General features: G+C 72.9%; 18 protein-coding genes and 1 pseudogene. 11 read left to right on the forward strand and 8 right to left on the reverse strand.

Features of this window, described 5'->3' with window-relative positions:
- Together F6X68_RS34145 and F6X68_RS09955 are read left to right on the forward strand one after the other, a co-directional pair.
- Nucleotides 1–275 (forward strand): annotated as a pseudogene (locus F6X68_RS34145) (alpha/beta hydrolase); the annotation flags it as partial.
- A gap of 79 nt (nucleotides 276–354) precedes the next feature.
- Complete coding sequence (locus F6X68_RS09955) at nucleotides 355–1,548, forward strand: ABC transporter substrate-binding protein (protein WP_151453986.1); 1,194 nt, start codon at nucleotides 355–357, stop codon at nucleotides 1,546–1,548.
- Between the two features lie 58 nt (nucleotides 1,549–1,606).
- On the opposite strand, the gene ddaH is transcribed toward F6X68_RS09955, so the two are convergent.
- The gene (ddaH, locus tag F6X68_RS09960; protein ID WP_358118729.1) at nucleotides 1,607–2,440 is read right to left on the reverse strand and encodes a dimethylargininase; all 834 of its coding nucleotides are present in this window, start codon (nucleotides 2,438–2,440) and stop codon (nucleotides 1,607–1,609) included.
- A gap of 59 nt (nucleotides 2,441–2,499) precedes the next feature.
- Here ddaH and F6X68_RS09965 point away from each other — a divergent pair, with 59 nt between their 5' ends.
- A complete protein-coding gene (locus F6X68_RS09965) occupies nucleotides 2,500–2,958 on the forward strand; it encodes an Lrp/AsnC family transcriptional regulator (RefSeq protein ID WP_132240496.1) in 459 nt (152 codons plus the stop codon).
- Nucleotides 2,959–3,042: 84 nt separating this feature from the next.
- Nucleotides 3,043–4,926 (forward strand): beta-propeller domain-containing protein, encoded by a 1,884-nt coding sequence (locus F6X68_RS09970; protein ID WP_151453987.1) that lies wholly within the window; start codon nucleotides 3,043–3,045, stop codon nucleotides 4,924–4,926.
- 106 nt (nucleotides 4,927–5,032) lie between these two features.
- Here the strand turns inward: F6X68_RS09970 and F6X68_RS09975 are convergent, their stop codons facing one another.
- The 3 genes from F6X68_RS09975 to F6X68_RS09985 all read right to left on the reverse strand — a co-directional run bounded on the left by F6X68_RS09975 (nucleotide 5,033) and on the right by F6X68_RS09985 (nucleotide 7,103).
- Complete coding sequence (locus tag F6X68_RS09975; RefSeq protein ID WP_151453988.1) at nucleotides 5,033–6,139, reverse strand: YbjN domain-containing protein; 1,107 nt, start codon at nucleotides 6,137–6,139, stop codon at nucleotides 5,033–5,035.
- 80 nt (nucleotides 6,140–6,219) lie between these two features.
- The gene (locus F6X68_RS09980; RefSeq protein WP_151453989.1) at nucleotides 6,220–6,486 is read right to left on the reverse strand and encodes a DUF6457 domain-containing protein; all 267 of its coding nucleotides are present in this window, start codon (nucleotides 6,484–6,486) and stop codon (nucleotides 6,220–6,222) included.
- Nucleotides 6,483–7,103, reverse strand: a complete 621-nt coding sequence (locus F6X68_RS09985) for a molybdenum cofactor guanylyltransferase (protein WP_151453990.1) — start codon at nucleotides 7,101–7,103, stop codon at nucleotides 6,483–6,485. Before F6X68_RS09985 ends, F6X68_RS09980 begins: the two co-directional genes overlap by 4 nt.
- A 317-nt stretch (nucleotides 7,104–7,420) precedes the next feature.
- Between F6X68_RS09985 and F6X68_RS09990 the strand changes: the two genes are divergently transcribed.
- Complete coding sequence (locus F6X68_RS09990) at nucleotides 7,421–7,678, forward strand: hypothetical protein (protein ID WP_151453991.1); 258 nt, start codon at nucleotides 7,421–7,423, stop codon at nucleotides 7,676–7,678.
- A gap of 18 nt (nucleotides 7,679–7,696) precedes the next feature.
- Here the strand turns inward: F6X68_RS09990 and F6X68_RS09995 are convergent, their stop codons facing one another.
- Nucleotides 7,697–8,311: a response regulator transcription factor gene (locus F6X68_RS09995; protein WP_151453992.1), complete on the reverse strand. Its 615-nt coding sequence runs from the start codon at nucleotides 8,309–8,311 to the stop codon at nucleotides 7,697–7,699.
- A gap of 132 nt (nucleotides 8,312–8,443) precedes the next feature.
- On the opposite strand from F6X68_RS09995, the gene fdhD reads away from it, so the two are divergent.
- Nucleotides 8,444–9,295, forward strand: coding sequence for a formate dehydrogenase accessory sulfurtransferase FdhD (fdhD, locus tag F6X68_RS10000; protein WP_151453993.1), 852 nt, complete (start codon nucleotides 8,444–8,446; stop codon nucleotides 9,293–9,295).
- 9 nt (nucleotides 9,296–9,304) lie between these two features.
- Here fdhD and F6X68_RS10005 read toward each other — a convergent pair whose 3' ends face one another.
- From F6X68_RS10005 to F6X68_RS10015, 3 genes are all read right to left on the reverse strand, one after another.
- The gene (locus F6X68_RS10005; protein WP_151453994.1) at nucleotides 9,305–10,000 is read right to left on the reverse strand and encodes a GAP family protein; all 696 of its coding nucleotides are present in this window, start codon (nucleotides 9,998–10,000) and stop codon (nucleotides 9,305–9,307) included.
- A 192-nt stretch (nucleotides 10,001–10,192) separates the two neighbouring features.
- Complete coding sequence (locus F6X68_RS10010; protein WP_151453995.1) at nucleotides 10,193–10,438, reverse strand: flavin reductase; 246 nt, start codon at nucleotides 10,436–10,438, stop codon at nucleotides 10,193–10,195.
- Entirely contained in the window at nucleotides 10,435–10,761 is a 327-nt protein-coding gene (locus F6X68_RS10015; protein ID WP_370518930.1) for a hypothetical protein, read from the reverse strand. Before F6X68_RS10015 ends, F6X68_RS10010 begins: the two co-directional genes overlap by 4 nt.
- A gap of 208 nt (nucleotides 10,762–10,969) precedes the next feature.
- Here F6X68_RS10015 and F6X68_RS10020 point away from each other — a divergent pair, with 208 nt between their 5' ends.
- The 5 genes from F6X68_RS10020 to F6X68_RS10040 all read left to right on the forward strand — a co-directional run bounded on the left by F6X68_RS10020 (nucleotide 10,970) and on the right by F6X68_RS10040 (nucleotide 14,256).
- Complete coding sequence (locus tag F6X68_RS10020; RefSeq protein WP_151453996.1) at nucleotides 10,970–11,716, forward strand: helix-turn-helix transcriptional regulator; 747 nt, start codon at nucleotides 10,970–10,972, stop codon at nucleotides 11,714–11,716.
- Nucleotides 11,704–11,898 carry a DUF397 domain-containing protein gene (locus F6X68_RS10025; RefSeq protein ID WP_151453997.1) on the forward strand — a complete coding sequence of 65 codons (195 nt, stop codon included), beginning with the start codon at nucleotides 11,704–11,706 and terminating at the stop codon, nucleotides 11,896–11,898. The genes F6X68_RS10020 and F6X68_RS10025 overlap by 13 nt, the downstream gene beginning before the upstream one ends.
- Before the next feature lie 307 nt (nucleotides 11,899–12,205).
- Complete coding sequence (locus F6X68_RS10030) at nucleotides 12,206–12,877, forward strand: hypothetical protein (RefSeq protein ID WP_225852121.1); 672 nt, start codon at nucleotides 12,206–12,208, stop codon at nucleotides 12,875–12,877.
- A complete protein-coding gene (locus F6X68_RS10035) occupies nucleotides 12,829–12,984 on the forward strand; it encodes a DUF397 domain-containing protein (RefSeq protein WP_151453998.1) in 156 nt (51 codons plus the stop codon). Before F6X68_RS10030 ends, F6X68_RS10035 begins: the two co-directional genes overlap by 49 nt.
- A 396-nt stretch (nucleotides 12,985–13,380) precedes the next feature.
- Nucleotides 13,381–14,256, forward strand: a complete 876-nt coding sequence (locus F6X68_RS10040; protein WP_151453999.1) for an alpha/beta hydrolase — start codon at nucleotides 13,381–13,383, stop codon at nucleotides 14,254–14,256.
- Nucleotides 14,257–14,320: the final 64 nt, after the last annotated feature.

Consider the following 14,320-nt stretch of genomic DNA (forward strand, 5'->3'; position numbering starts at 1 on the left):
GCGGCGGCCCGGCGGACCACCCCGAGCGGTACGCCGCAGCGGATCCACGTTCATTGGTGCCCATTCCGACACGGACAGTAGTTGCGCATGGCTCACTCGATGAGCACGTCCCGGTCGGGATGAGTCGGGAGTTCGTCGCCGCCGGCCGGGCGGCGGGCGGCGACGTTCACCTCGTTGAGCTGCCGGAATGCGAGCATTTCGGGCTCATCGATCCGGAGTCCGCCGCATGGCCAGAGATCACGGCTGCTTTCCGATCGCTGCGGAAAGATCGCTAAGCATTGACGCAGCGTCGCTGACCGGGTAGAACGCCGAGGGGGCGTGATCCGCCCTGCAACGCTCCCCGGAAGGAACTCGGTGTCGCAGATGAACCGCAGGCGGGCCCTCCAACTGCTGGCCGCTCTCGGTACGGCCGGACTGGTCGCCGGGTGCGGCACCGACGACGCCGACGGCGAGGCGGGCACGGGAAGCCCGATCAAGATCGGCCTCGTGGCGCCGACCAGCGGCGGCCTCAAGGCGATCGGCGACGAGATCACCAACGGCTTCCAGCTCTTCCTCGATCTCAACGACAAGCTGCTGGGCGGGCACCCCACCACCCTGCTCACCGCCGACGAGGGCGAGAGCGTCAAGACCGGCAAGGCCGCCGTCGAGGGGCTGCTGAAGCAGGGCGTGCTCGCCCTCACCGGCGTGGTCGACGCGAACGTCATGTCCGGCATCCGGGACACCGTCGAACAGGCCCGGGTGCCCCTGATCGGTTCCAACGCCTCGCCGTCCAGCCTCCAGAGCGTCGTCTACATCTGGCGGACGTCGTACGTGCTCGACGAGGCCGGCCGGGCGCTGGGCCGCTACCTGCGCGAACAGCTGGAGCCGTCGGCGCGGTTGGCGATCATCGCGCCGGACAGCGTCGGCAGCCAGGACGTGGTGCGGGGCTTCCGGCAGGAGTTCGGCGAGTCCGACCCCCGGATCAAGGACGCGGTGGTCTCGACGGAGGTCTTCACCAACCCGTCGAAGTCCGCGTACCGGGCCGACATCCGCAAGGCGCTGGGCCGGAACCCGACGGCGGTGTTCTGCTTCTTCGCCGGGCCGGCCGCCGTCGAGTTCATCAAGCAGTTGCGCATCGAGGGGTTCACCGGCAAGGTCTACGCCCCCGGCTTCCTGACCGAGGGCGCCGTGCTGAGCAGCGTCAAGGCCGAGGACGCGCTGGGCATCCAGACGGCGCTGAACTACTCGTCCGACCTGAACAACACGGCCAACCGCCGGTTCGCCTCGGCGTACCGCAAGAAGCACGGCACCTCGCCGACCACCTACGCGATGGCCTCGTACGACGCCGCGCAGGTGCTCGACCAGGCGATCCGGATCGCCGGCGGGTCACCCACCCCGCAGCAGGTCAACCTGGCCCTCGGCAAGATCGGCCAGATCGACAGCCCGCGCGGGCTGTGGCAGTTCAACCAGCCCCGTACGCCGCAGCAGCGGTGGTACCTGCGCGAGGTCCAGCTCGACGGCCAGGTGCTGTCCAACGTCCTGGTGACCGAGCTGGCCACGCTCGGCTGAACCACCAAACCGCCCCACCCCCACGCGTCCGGTGGCGGTGGGGCGGCGGAGCGGCAGGTCAGTGGCGGAGTTCGGCGATGCAGCACTTCACGCTGCCGCCGCCCTTCTTCAGCTCGGCCAGCTCGACCGGGACCGGGTGGTAGCCGGCCGCCTTCAGCTTCCCGGCCAGGCGGGTCGCCTCACTGTTCAGCACGACGTTGAGCCCGTCGCTGACCAGGTTGAGGCCGAAGGCCAGGGCGTCCTCGGCGTCGGCGACCACCGCGTCGGGGAAGAGCTGCGTGAGCACCCGTTGGCTGGCGGCGGAGAAGGCGCCCGGGTAGTAGACGACGTTCTCGTCGTCGATCGAGGCGAGCGCGACGTCCAGGTGGTAGAAGCGCGGGTCGACCAGGCGCAGCGACACCACGGGCCGGCCGAGCGCCTCCTGCGCCTCGGCGTGCGCCGGCAGCTCGGTGCGGAAGCCGTGCCCGGCGAGGATCAGCCCACCGTGCGCCTCCGGCAGGTACGCGAAGTCGCCCTCGCCCTCGTTGGTCTCGATCGGCGCGATGAACCGCCAGCCCTGCGACTCGTAGAACGCCCGGTGCGCGGCGGCCTCGGCGGCCCGCTGCTCGTGCTTGAACTGCGCGCCGTAGACCGTGCCGTCGACCACGAACGCCCCGTTGGCCGCGTAGACCATGTCGGGCAGGCCCCGCTCGGGAGTCAGCAGGTGCACCTCGTGGCCGAGACCGACCAGGCTCTCCCGCAGCCGGTCCCACTGCTTGACCGCAAGCTGCGAGTCGACCGGGGTGGTCACGTCCATCCACGGATTGATCGCGTACTCGACCGCGAAGTGCTCGGGCGAGCACATGAGATATGTCCGCTTTCGCGCGACTCGCTGCTGGTTCACGATGACCAAGGGTAGGTACCCTCGAACTTTGGTAACAGCCACAACCGTTGCTTCCCAGAGGCGGAACGTTGCAGATAGATGACGTGGACCAGCGGATCATTGCGTTGCTCGTCGCGGACGCCCGCGCCTCGTACGCCGACATCGGTCAGCGGGTGTCGCTCTCCGCTCCGGCGGTCAAACGGCGGGTGGACCGGCTGCGGGCGGCCGGCGTGATCCGGGGCTTCACCGCCGTCGTCGACCCCGCCGCCGTCGGCTGGACCACCGAGGCGTTCGTCGAGCTGTTCTGCGCCGGCCGGACCACCCCGGCCCAGATCGGGGTCGCCACCCGTCGGCACCCCGAGGTGGTCGGCGCGTACACCGTCTCGGGCGAGGCCGACGCGCTCGTACACCTGCGGGCCGCCGACATCGGGCACCTGGAGGCGGCGCTGGAACGGCTGCGGGCCGAGTCCTTCGTGACCTCGACCCGGAGCACCATCGTGCTCTCCCGGCTCGTGGACTCCCCCGGCGTCGGCCCCTCGCCCCGCTGACCGGGGCAGGCCCGGCGGGAAACGCGGCGCGGAAGGTCGGCGGAGGGCCGGAACCACCCGCCGGCCGGGCGCGTCGAACCGGCCATGACACGGGGAGCCCACATCTTCGCGGTCGGCACGCTGGCCGCGCTCACCCTGCTCGGCGGCAGCGCGATCCCGGCGGCGCCGCCCGACCCACCGGGCCCGAGGCAGCCGACGACCGCGCCCGTGCTGGTCTCCTACGACTCCTGCGCCCAGGCGCTGGGCGGGCTCCGTGCCGCCGCCGACGCGTCCGTGGGCCCGTGGGGCTTCGGCAACGGCTGGCGCACCGGGGCCGCCTTCGGCGACGTGGCCAAGGACGCGTCCGGGTCCCGGGCGTCAGCCCAGTCCGCCCAGCCCGCCCAGGAGCACTCCACGACCAACGTGCACGAGGCCGGCGCGGACGAACCCGACCTGGTCAAGACCGACGGGCGGCGGATCGTGACCGTCACCCGGGGCGTGCTGCGGGTGGTGGACCCGGCCGCCCGCCGGGAGACGGGCCGCCTCGACCTCACGCGGACGCTGCCGGAGCTGACGTGGGGTGAGCAGGCGACCCTGCTGTTGCACGGCGACCGGGCGCTGGTGCTGACCCAGATCGGCGCGGAACTCCAGTCGACGACCCGCGCCGCGCGGGCCCGCACCGCGCCGCGCCTGATCCTCGTCGACCTCGCGGGCACGCCGCGGGTGCTCGGCACCTACCGGATGGACGGCAGCCTCGTCGACGCCCGGCAGACCGGGAACACCGCCCGGGTCGTGGTCCGCAGCCGCCCCCAACTGGTCTTCCCGTACGCCGAACGGGGCACCGACGCGACGCGGACCGCCGCCAACCGCGCGGTGATCGCCGCCGCCGGAGTGGAGGCGTGGCTGCCGGCGTACGAGTGGACGGCCGGGGCGGAACGGCACACCGGCCGGGTCGGCTGCGACCGGTTGAGCCGGCCGCCCGCCTGGTCCGGCACGTCGATGCTGACCGTGCTGAGCTTCGACCTCGCCGGCGACCGCCTCGGCGACGGCGACCCGGTCAGCGTCGCCGCCGACGCCACCACCGTCTACGGCACCGGGAGCAGTCTCTACCTCGCCGGGGAACGGCCGGTGCCGCCCAGGCCCGGCTCGTTCCGGGGGGACGTCCGGCGGCCGGGCCCGCAGGTCACCGAGATCCACCGGTTCGACACCGGCGCGCCCGGGCGTCCCCGCTACGTGGCCTCCGGTTCGGTGCCCGGGTCGCTCGTCAACCAGTACGCCCTCTCCGAGTGGCAGGGGCACCTGCGGGTGGCCACCACCACGGGCGACGCCTGGGGCACCCGGCCGAACTCGGAGTCCGCCGTCCACGTGCTGCGTCCCGACGGGCACACGCTGGTCCGGACGGGCGCGGTCACCGGCCTCGGCCCGGGCGAGCGGATCTACTCCGTGCGCTTCCTCGGCGGCTCCGCGTACGTGGTCACGTTCCGGCTCACCGATCCGCTCTACGCGGTCGACCTGACCGATCCGACCGCGCCCCGGGTCACCGGGGAGCTGAAGATCACCGGCTACTCGGCGTACCTGCACCCGCTGCCGGAGGGCCGGCTGCTCGGGGTGGGCCAGGAGGCCGACCGGCGGGGACGGGCGCAGGGGCTCCAGGTCTCGCTGTTCGACGTACGCGACCCCGCCCGGCCGAGCCGGCTCGACCAGTGGCACGTGCCGAAGGCGTACTCCGCGCTGGAGCACGACACGCACGCCTTCCTGCACCACCCGGAGACGGGCCTGGTCGCGCTGCCGGTCGGCGACGACGTACGCCTGCTGCGGGTGTCCGGGACCGACATCGGCGAGGTCGGCACGGTCTCCCACACCGGCCCGGCGGGCCCGGTCCTGCGGTCGCTGCTGGTCGGGGACGTGCTCTGGACCGTCTCCGCCGCCGGCCTGCGGGCCACCGATCCGACCACCGCCCGGAGCCTCGACTGGCTCCCCGTGACCTGATCCTCCCTCCCCGGCGGGTGGGGCCCGGTTTCTCGGGGTTTCCGGGCTCCACCCGCCACCACCGGTCCGTGCTCCACCCCGCCGCCTGCCGGTGGTGGGGCGTGGATCAGAGGTACATGCCGGTGCGGTGTTCCTCCTGGTCCCGCTTGACCGGCTTGTCGCCCTCGCCGAAGAACCGCTTCCCGCCGAACTCGCCGTGCAGGCGGTCGTCCAGCTCGTCCGCGAGCCCGGTCATCACCTGGACCGCGAGCATGAGGTGGGTGGCCTGGAAGTTGCGCCCGAAGACGGGGATGGACGCCCACACGGTGTCGTCGGCGCAGTAGAGCCGGCCGATGGGCATCCGGTTGGTCAGCTCGGAGAGCTTCACGTAGAGCCGCTCGGTCGGCTCGACCTCGGTCAGCACCGGGGAGAAGACGTCCACCAGCGGCGGGTTGTCGCGGACCCGGACGAAGACCATCGCCGAACCGGCGCGGATGTTGATGTCGCCGTCGGAGTCGACCTGCAACCGGTCCGGCTCCGACTTGAGCATGGTCGAGACGACGGTGCGGACCTGTTCGGCGAGCGCGGCCGTGTCGTGCTCGGGCGCCTGGGCGGCGGCGGCCGCCGCGAGCGCCTCGTCCAGGTCGGCCTCCACGTTGCGGTCGGGGCCGAACTCGCTGCGCGCGGTGCCCAGCGGTTCCACCGGCAGCGCTTCGCCCTCGGCGTCGTGGATGAGGTAGACGAGGAAGGCGGGGTGCGGGGCGCCGTAGACGTCGCGCAGCGTCCGGGTGAGCAGGGCGGCCAGCCGGGCGGCCTCGGCGGTGCCGCTGTCCAGCCCGAAGTGCTCGCCGGAGCCCGGCACCACGCCGGGCGGCGACCAGCCGAGCGCGATCATGTCCGCCACGGCGGCCCGGTCCAGCCGGTAGCCCTCCGGCAGGGTGGCGTTGCCGACCGCGCGGGCGGCCAGCCGGCCCTCCTCGCCGACGTCGATGCTGACCGAGTAGACCGCGTCGCCGGTGCCGGAGGCCGTCGGGTCGAGGGTCAGCTCCACGTGCGTGCCCGTGGGGAGCGCCGCCAACCGCTCGGCGAGTGCCCGGGCGAACTCGTGCCAGGCCTGGGTGACCTTGGCCCGCAGGTCGGCCGTGCTGGGCTCGTCGAGCAGGATCGGCTCGTGGTGCGCCGGCAGGGTGCCGGGCGAGTCGCCGCCCGGCGCCGAGGGGTGGTCCGCCGTCATGATCGCCTCCGTCCGTCACGGTCACCCTACCCACGGAACGGGGGAGGCGAATCAGCCCGACCGTGATCGGACAGCGGAGGTCAGGCGGGTGTCCCGCCCGGGCGTTCGGCGCCGAGCCCGACCGGCCAGTCGGCGGCCAGCGCGCTGAGCCGGGCCGCGGCGCCGGCCGGGTCCGCGCCCCGCCCGACCGCCAGCCCCAGCAGGTACGCGGTGACGGGCGCGCCCGGCCGCAGCACCTGGTGCGCCACGTCCTTGGCCAGGTCGAGCACGGCCGGCACCGGCACCTGGGCGGGATCCAGGTCCAGCTCGGCACAGGCCGCCGTCACCCAGTCGTCCATGACCGTCATCGCGCCCACTCCTCCGCCCGGCGTACGTCCTCGTCAGTGTCGCAGTCGAACCAGGGCGGCGGGCCGGCACCGGCCCACGGCACCTCGCGTACCCGCAGCGCGGCGAGCAGCGCCCTGATCGGTGCCCCCGCCAGCGACGCGGCGGACCCGTCGGGCTGCCCGCTGGCGCGCTCGGCGGCGAGGCGGACCAGGGCGGCGCGCAGCGGGGCCACCCGCCACACGCCGCAGAGGGTCTGCCGCCGCCCGTCGCCGTCGACGTAGCAGGCGCCGTCGTGACCGGCGTCGAGGTGGCCGAGCAACTCCCCGACCGCCGCGCGGGTGAGCAGGGGCAGGTCGGCGGCGAGCAGGGCGACCACCGGCGTACCGGCGTCGAGCAGGGCCAGCCCGGCCGCGGCGGCGGCGACGGGGCCGCCGCCCGGCGGTTCCTCCCGGGTCACCCGCACCCCGGCGGGCACCGGTCCGGCCGGGCCGACCAGGATGCGCGGTGCGGCGTCGGCGACCGCGGCGAGCACCCGGTCCCGCATGGGCCGGCCGCCGACCGTCCGGGCGGGCTTGTCGACGCCCCCCATCCGGCGCGCGGCCCCACCCGCCAGCACCACCGCCGCGTACGCGTCCACCGGGCCACGGTATCCGCCCGACGCCTCGCCGGGAGATGCGAGGCAACGGGCGAGAGGTTGCCCGGCTCTCCCGTGTGGAGCGGCGGCCTACACAGAAGTGGGACGTGATCGTGGACGGCCGCCGGTGCAGCCTGGTCCTGTAACGCGGCCCTCCCGAGCGACGGGCTCGGCGAGGGACGGGGCACGGCAGATCTCGGGTCCGGTTCTGCCGTGCCCATCAGAGACGGCCCACGGGGGTGGCGACCGCCGGTCCCACCCCGATTCTCCAACCGGTACACCCTCGGCCCCTGACGGCCGAAGCGAAGAAAGGAGCAACGATGGCGAAGACTCCGCGCCGCCCGCGCGTCCGCAGCCTCATCGCGGTCGCAGCCGTGGCCGGCGGTACGGTGCTCGGCCTGGCCGCGCCCGCCCAGGCGGCCTACAACAGCCCGCTCTACTCCACGCTCAAGGCGTGCAACGCGGCCCGGCCGGCGTACGTCAGCTCGTGGACGTCGCCGGGGCCGTGCTACCCGATGTACAACTGGAACGGCACGAAGAAGATCGGCTACTCGTTCCTCGTGCAGACCCGGGGCTGACGTGACTGCCACGCGGTCCTAGGCGGCGGGGTTCACCTCGAACGCCATCGCGATCCGCGTCAGTCCCGCCTTGTTCACCGCGCCCGTCTTCTGTCGCAGGCGATGCGTGTAGGTGTCGACCGTCGACTTGGACAGGCAGAGCCTGCGGGCGATCTGCTGGTGGGTGAGGCCCTCGGCGACGAGCCGCAACACGTCCCGTTCCCGGGCGGTCAGCATGGGCGGACCGCCGTCGCAGACATCGGCGACGGCGTCGGGCAGCAGGGCGACGCGCGCCGCGCCGTCGAGGTACAGGTCGCCCCGCCCGACGGCGTGGACCGCCCGCAGCAGGGTGGCCTCGTCGACGTCCCGCCCCAGATAGGCGAGCGCGCCCGCGTCCAGGGCAGCCCGCACCCGTACCGCGTCCTGGCACGTGGCGAGGACGACGAACGCCGGCCCGTCGGGCCACCACGGGCCGGCGTTCGACTCCGCGCAGCGGTCGGCGACGACGACCTGCGGCGCGTCCCGCAGGGCGGCGACCGGCTCGACCGAGGGGAACACGCCGACCACGGTCACCCCTGGAGCCCGCCCGAGGGCGTCGGCGACCCCCCGAAAGGTCAGCGACCCGTCGTCCACGACAGCGACCCTGACGGCCATGGCCCACCCTCTCCGGACTTCCTCCTGCGGACGGTCACACCGTACGGCGGGCGGCGTACAGGTCGCGTACATCGCGGATACGGACGGGCCGTCGCCGCGCGGCGCCCCGGCCCGGGGGTGCAGGATGGCGGGATGGGACGGGCGACTGACCGGCGCGGCGTGCTCCGCATCGACCTCGACGCGGCGACCGGCCGCACCTCGGTACGCCGGCAGGACAGCCTCGCCGTGGAGGAACCACTGGAGATCCGGGTCGGCGCGGCCGGCCCCGGCCGGCGACGGCCGCTCGCGGTGACCATGCGTACGCCCGGCGACGACCTCGATTTGGCGATCGGCTTCCTGCTGACCGAGGGGCTGATCCGCTCCGCCGACGACGTACGCACCGCGCAGCTCTGCGCCGGCGCGGAGACACCCAACACGTACAACGTGGTGGACGTGGTGCTGGCGCCCGGCGTGCCCGAACCCGCCGTCGATCCGGCGCGGAACTTCTACACCACCAGCTCCTGCGGGGTGTGCGGCAAGGCGAGCATCGACGCCGTGCGTACCCGATCGGTCTTCGCGGTGGGCGACGACCCGCTGACCGTGCCGGCGGCGGTCCTGACCGCGCTGCCGGACCGGCTGCGCGCGGCCCAGCGCGGCTTCGACCGCACGGGCGGCCTGCACGCGGCGGGCCTGTTCACCGCCGACGGCGACCTGGTGGTGCTGCGCGAGGACGTGGGCCGGCACAACGCCGTCGACAAGGTCATCGGCTGGGCGGTCCGCGAGCGGCGGCTGCCGCTGGCCGGGCACGTCCTGCTGGTCTCCGGGCGGGCGAGCTTCGAGCTGACCCAGAAGGCGTGGATGGCGGGGGTGCCGCTGCTCGCGGCGGTCTCCGCGCCGAGCACCCTGGCGGTGGAGCTGGCCGAGGAGGCCGGGCTGACGCTGGTCGGCTTCCTGCGCGGCGAGGCGATGAACGTCTACGCCCGCCCCGACCGGATCACCACCTGATCCGTCGGCCTAGCCGAACAGCCCCAACCGGACCGCGGCGTCGCGGGCCACCAGGAAGCCGGCGATGCCGAGGATCCAGCCGAGCATGCTGCCCGAGGTTCGCATGATCCAGGCGTTGAGCCGGGCCAGCACCGGCTCGACCAGCCTCGGCAGCGCCATCCGGGCCGCCAGCAGCAGCACCGCCGGCAGGATCATGACCAGGCAGTAGCCGGCGAGCAGCCCCACCATCTCGGCCGCGCCGAGACCCGAGGTGGTCAGCAGGCCGACCGCGCCGAGGTACGGCAGCATCGTCGCCACCTCCGCGAGCGCGGCGAGCAGCGCCAGCCCCACCAGCCACCGCGCGGAGGAGTCGCCGGCGGTGGCCCGGTCCCGCCAGCGCAGCACCCCGCCGCTGCGCGGACGCCGCTTGCTGTCGTAGCGGAAGCTGAGCAGGAACAGCCCGACCCCGAGGACGAGCTGTACCCAGAGCACCGGTCGGTTGTCCATCGCCCCGCCGAGGACGTCGGCCAGCCGGCTGCCGCCGAGGGCGAGCAGCAGCCCGATGCCGAAGTAGAAGACGGCGATCGTGCCGAGGTAGACGAGGATCCGTCGGGCGTTGACCGGCCCGGGAGCGAGCAGCAGCCAGACGGGGATGAAGAGCGTGCCGATGCTCGTGCTGTCGACCAGGGCCAGGCCGGCGAGCGTCAGCAGCAGTCCGACGCTCATGCGGTGCTTGCGGTGGGTTGGGGCACGGACCCATTCTGTGCCGGCGTCGATCCTGTCGACTCGCCCTACGGAACGAACGTCCACTACATCTTTCGACGGAGACCAGCATTGCCGGTGCCTGCCGTGCCGCTGTCTGCCGTGCCGCTGTCTGCCGTGCCGCTGTCTGCCGTGCCGGCGCTTCCGATGGCGCGGTCAGCGCGGGCGGGCCCAGGCGGTGAAGCGGGCGGTCAGGCCGGCCGGCGTCGTGGCGTGGTCCAGCGCGGCGAGCTGTTCGCCCGCCTCGGCCTGAAGGGTCGCCAGGTGGATCAGCAGGGCCGGCCGGTCCGTCCGGTACTCGGCGAGCAGCCGCAGCTTCGCCGCCGAGCACGGCCAGGCGATGCCGCAGGCCGCGCAGCGCCAGGTGGGCCGGGTGGGCAGGTGGTCGCGGCGCCGGGTCACGCTGTGACCCGGCGGCGGGTCACGGGACGGCGGTGGGCCTGCGCCGACGAGGCCGGAGCTGCGGTACGCCAGCGGACCCCCTCGCACCACACGTAGAGCGAGCGCCGGTCCACGGCGTCGCCGCGCGCGCCCAGCTGGTAGACGTCGATCCAGCACCAACCGTGGTACGTGTGCCAGTCGGTCAGGACGCGAATCACGCGCACGGAGATCGGGCGGACGAACTGCGGGCTCGCGGACCGGGTCAGGTGCAGGACGTCACCCGACCTGATCTGCCGCAGCGCGGGCTTCGGGTCGGGCTTCGGGTCCGGCTGGCGCTCCGGCAAGGTCTTTCCCCTCGTCCGTCGGTGTGGAGGAGGGGGCCGCCACGGATGCTCGCCCGGCGGCGACCCCCTCGCGGCACGACCGGCGGGCCTCGGGATGCCTCCACCGGCTCGCGCCGTCCACTTGGCACCCTGCCGAGGGTTGCCAGCCGATCACACCGCGTAGCAGTCTGTACCGGGGATATTCAGGACGTTCAGGCGAGGAGCAGGGATGAACCGGGCGGTTCAGGTAGCGATGGCGAAGGCCGGCGAGACTGCGGAGAGCCTCGCAGCTCAGATCGGCGTCGATCCGAAGACGGCGGCACGCTGGGTGAGCCAGGGACGAATCCCGCAGACCCGTCACCGTGCCCGGGTCGCCGAGATCCTGAACAAGGACATAGAAGAGCTCTGGCCGGACGCACTGAAGCGAAGAGAGCCAGCGTGGTTCCAGCCATGGACGGACATCGAGCGCGAGGCAGCCGGCCTGCGCTGCTACGAATCCACTGTCATTCCCGGGCTTCTTCAGACCGAGGAGTACGCCCGCGCGGTACTCGCCAGCGGCCCCCTCGTAGCCGACGCAGCCGGCTACGTCGAAACGCGGCTGCGACGGCAGGCTGCGGTATTCGAGCGGCCCCGCCCGCCCCTCTCAGTCTTCGTGATCGATGAGGCGGCGTTGCGGCGAGGCACGCCGGCAGTCATGGTGCCCCAGCTCGACCACTTGGCTGAGGTGGCCGCGCGACCAAACGTCATGGTGCATGTCCTGCCGTTGAAGGCGGGCTTCCACCCGGGGCAGGCCGGACCGTTCGTCATCGCCACGACGAGCGACGGGGAGGACGTCGGCTACCTCGACGATCAGGCCACCGGCCGCATCACAAATGACGTTGCTCCGCTCTGGGCCGTGTGGGATACCGTGAGATCGCTCGCGCTTCCGCGAGACCAATCCATCGACTTCCTTGAGGCAAGATCATGGCTGACCTGATCGGCGCGCAGTGGCGCAAGAGCACCCGCAGCAGCTCGAACGGCGGCAACTGCGTCGAGGTCGCCGACAATCTTCCCGGCGTCGTCGGCGTCCGTGACTCGAAGGACCCGGCCGGCCCGGCACTCACCTTCACACCGGCGGCCTGGCGCGCGTTCGTCGCCGAGCTGGCCGAGCGGGCCTGAACACCCGGGACGCGGTCACGCCTTCCCCCAGACCGGCTGACGCGGAGGACGCGAGCCCTCCTCCCGCCCCTCGCCAGGCCCCCGAACTCTTCCGCTGGAGACGGGAAAGCGACTGGGCCGCGATCGGCTTCTCGGCCTGCCACAACGTCAGTCACGCCTACGGACCGCCAATCTCATGGGGACCGCGAAACAGGCGAGGCCGCACCGACGATGACCGCCCGGCAGTCCTCCCGTCGGATGGCGTATCCGCTACACATGGTGTGTGGACCACCTTCAAGGGCACCTCGGCACCTGCGCAAGCGGAGCCATGGCCGAGGGGATGCACACCCGACAGGCTGACCTGACGACGGATGCCGCACGTGAGGGCCTTGGCAACGTGTTCTGGATCGGCGGTGGACCTGCGAGCGGTAAGTCGACGATCGCGCGTCGGCTCGCCAACCGGTACGGCTTGCATCTGTACGCCACCGACGATGTCATGGGTGACCACGCCGACCGTGTTACCGCCGAGGAAGCGCCTTGCCTGGACCGGTTCAAGGCGATGGACATGGACGAGCGCTGGCTCACCCGTTCCCCGGAGATCATGCTGGACACGTTCCACTGGTTCCACGGCGAGGCGTTCCACCTGATCGTGGACGACCTGCTGAGCCTGCCGGCAGGCACTCGCGTGGTGGCCGAGGGCTTCCGGCTCCTCCCGCACCTGGTCAAGCCACTGCTCGCCGAGGTCGATCGCGCGGTGTGGCTGCTGCCGACGGCGGACTTCCGCGACGCCGCCCTCGCCCAGCGAGGGTCGACCTGGCAGATCCCGGCGAAGACCAGTGATCCGGAACGGGCGAGGCAGAATCTGAGCGAACGCGACCGGTTGTTCACCGAGCGCCTGATCGTCGAGACCGACCGGCTCGGTGTGCGGGCGATACGGTTGGTCCCCGGGATGTGCGAAGACGAGGTCGCCGACCAGGTGGCCCGGCAGTTCGCCCTCTGAACGGCGTCGTCGCCGTCCCTGACTCGAAGGACCCGGCCGGTCCGGCGCTCGCCTTCACACCGGCGGCCTGGCGCGCGTTCGTCGCCGAACTGGCCGAGCGGGCCTGACGTCCGAAGCGCACGTCGGGCCCGGCGCGGGCGAGCAGGATCGCGGACACCCAGCCAAACCCGAGCGCCGCGCGGGAGACGGCTTGTGACCGCCAGCAGTCGAGCTGGCGCCTCGTCACGCAGCCTTGACCGGATGATTCGCGCCTCCTGCGGCGGTGACGGAGCCCGCCCGCGGGCGAACAGGTCGCGCGACGCTGTCGAGCTGAGTCGTCTGTGACATCAGGCGATGCCTGGTTCGCTGCGACACCAGATGGCGGTGAATCGTCTGCGACATCAGCTCGACAGTCCCACGCGAGCCGCAAGGGCCGCCCGATCCTGGCGGTGGACCGCATCGGCGCGCCGCCAGCTCCTCACCGGGCGAGACGGAGACGCCCGGTCGGTGTTTGACTGCCCTGCATGGAGCTGAGCGTCGGCGAGCAGCAACTCCCCGCCACCCTGAACCTGCCGGCCGGGCCGGCCCGGGGCGCCCTCGCCGTGCTGCACGGCTCCCACGCCGACAACCGGTCGTACTTCCTCTATGAGCACCTGGCCCGGCTGCTGCCGCCTGCCGGCATCGCGGTGCTGCGCTACGACCGGCGCCCCCGGATCGACGGACGCGACGTGCCGATGAACGCCCAGGCCGACGACGCGGCGGCGGCCCTGGACGTGCTGCGCCGGCAGGTCGGTGATGTCCCGGTCGGACTGTGGGGGTTCAGCCAGGGGGCCTGGGCGGTGGCGCTGACCGCCAGCCGCCACCCGGTCGACCTCCTCGTGCTCGTCGGGTGCAGCGGGGTCAGCCCGGCCCGGCAGATGCGGTACGGCACCGCCGAGCAACTTCGCCGCCACGGGTACGGCGACGCCGACCTCGCCGAGCTGGACCGGCTGCGTGGGGTCACAGAGGCGTACCTTCGCGGCGGGCTGTCCCGGGCGGTCGCCCAGGCGGAGTTGGACGCCGCCGTCGAGCGGCCCTGGTTCCCGCTGGCGTTCCTGCCGCGCGAGGTGCCGGAGCCCGGCGCCTGGGCCGACATGGACTTCGATCCGGAACCGGTATTCGCGGCGCTGACCTGCCCGGTGCTGCTCTGCTACGGCGACACCGACGCCTGGATCCCGATCGAGAAGAGCCTGACGGTGTGGCGCCGGGCGGCCGTTGCGGCAGACCTGACCATCGCCCGGCTGGCCGGCTGCGACCACGCGCCCACCCTGCACGAGGCCGAGAACCTGGCCGGCATCAGCCCGCAGTACGCACAGATCCTGCTCGCCTGGCTGGACCGGCGGCTCCCCACAGTTCGATGACGTGGCGGCGTGGCACGCGTTCGTGGTCGAGTTCGCCGAGCGGGCCTGACCATCCGGGGCGCGC

It is taken from the genome of Micromonospora sp. AMSO12t (genome assembly GCF_008806585.1).
In the GTDB taxonomy this organism is placed as follows: Bacteria; Actinomycetota; Actinomycetes; order Mycobacteriales; family Micromonosporaceae; genus Micromonospora; species Micromonospora reichwaldensis.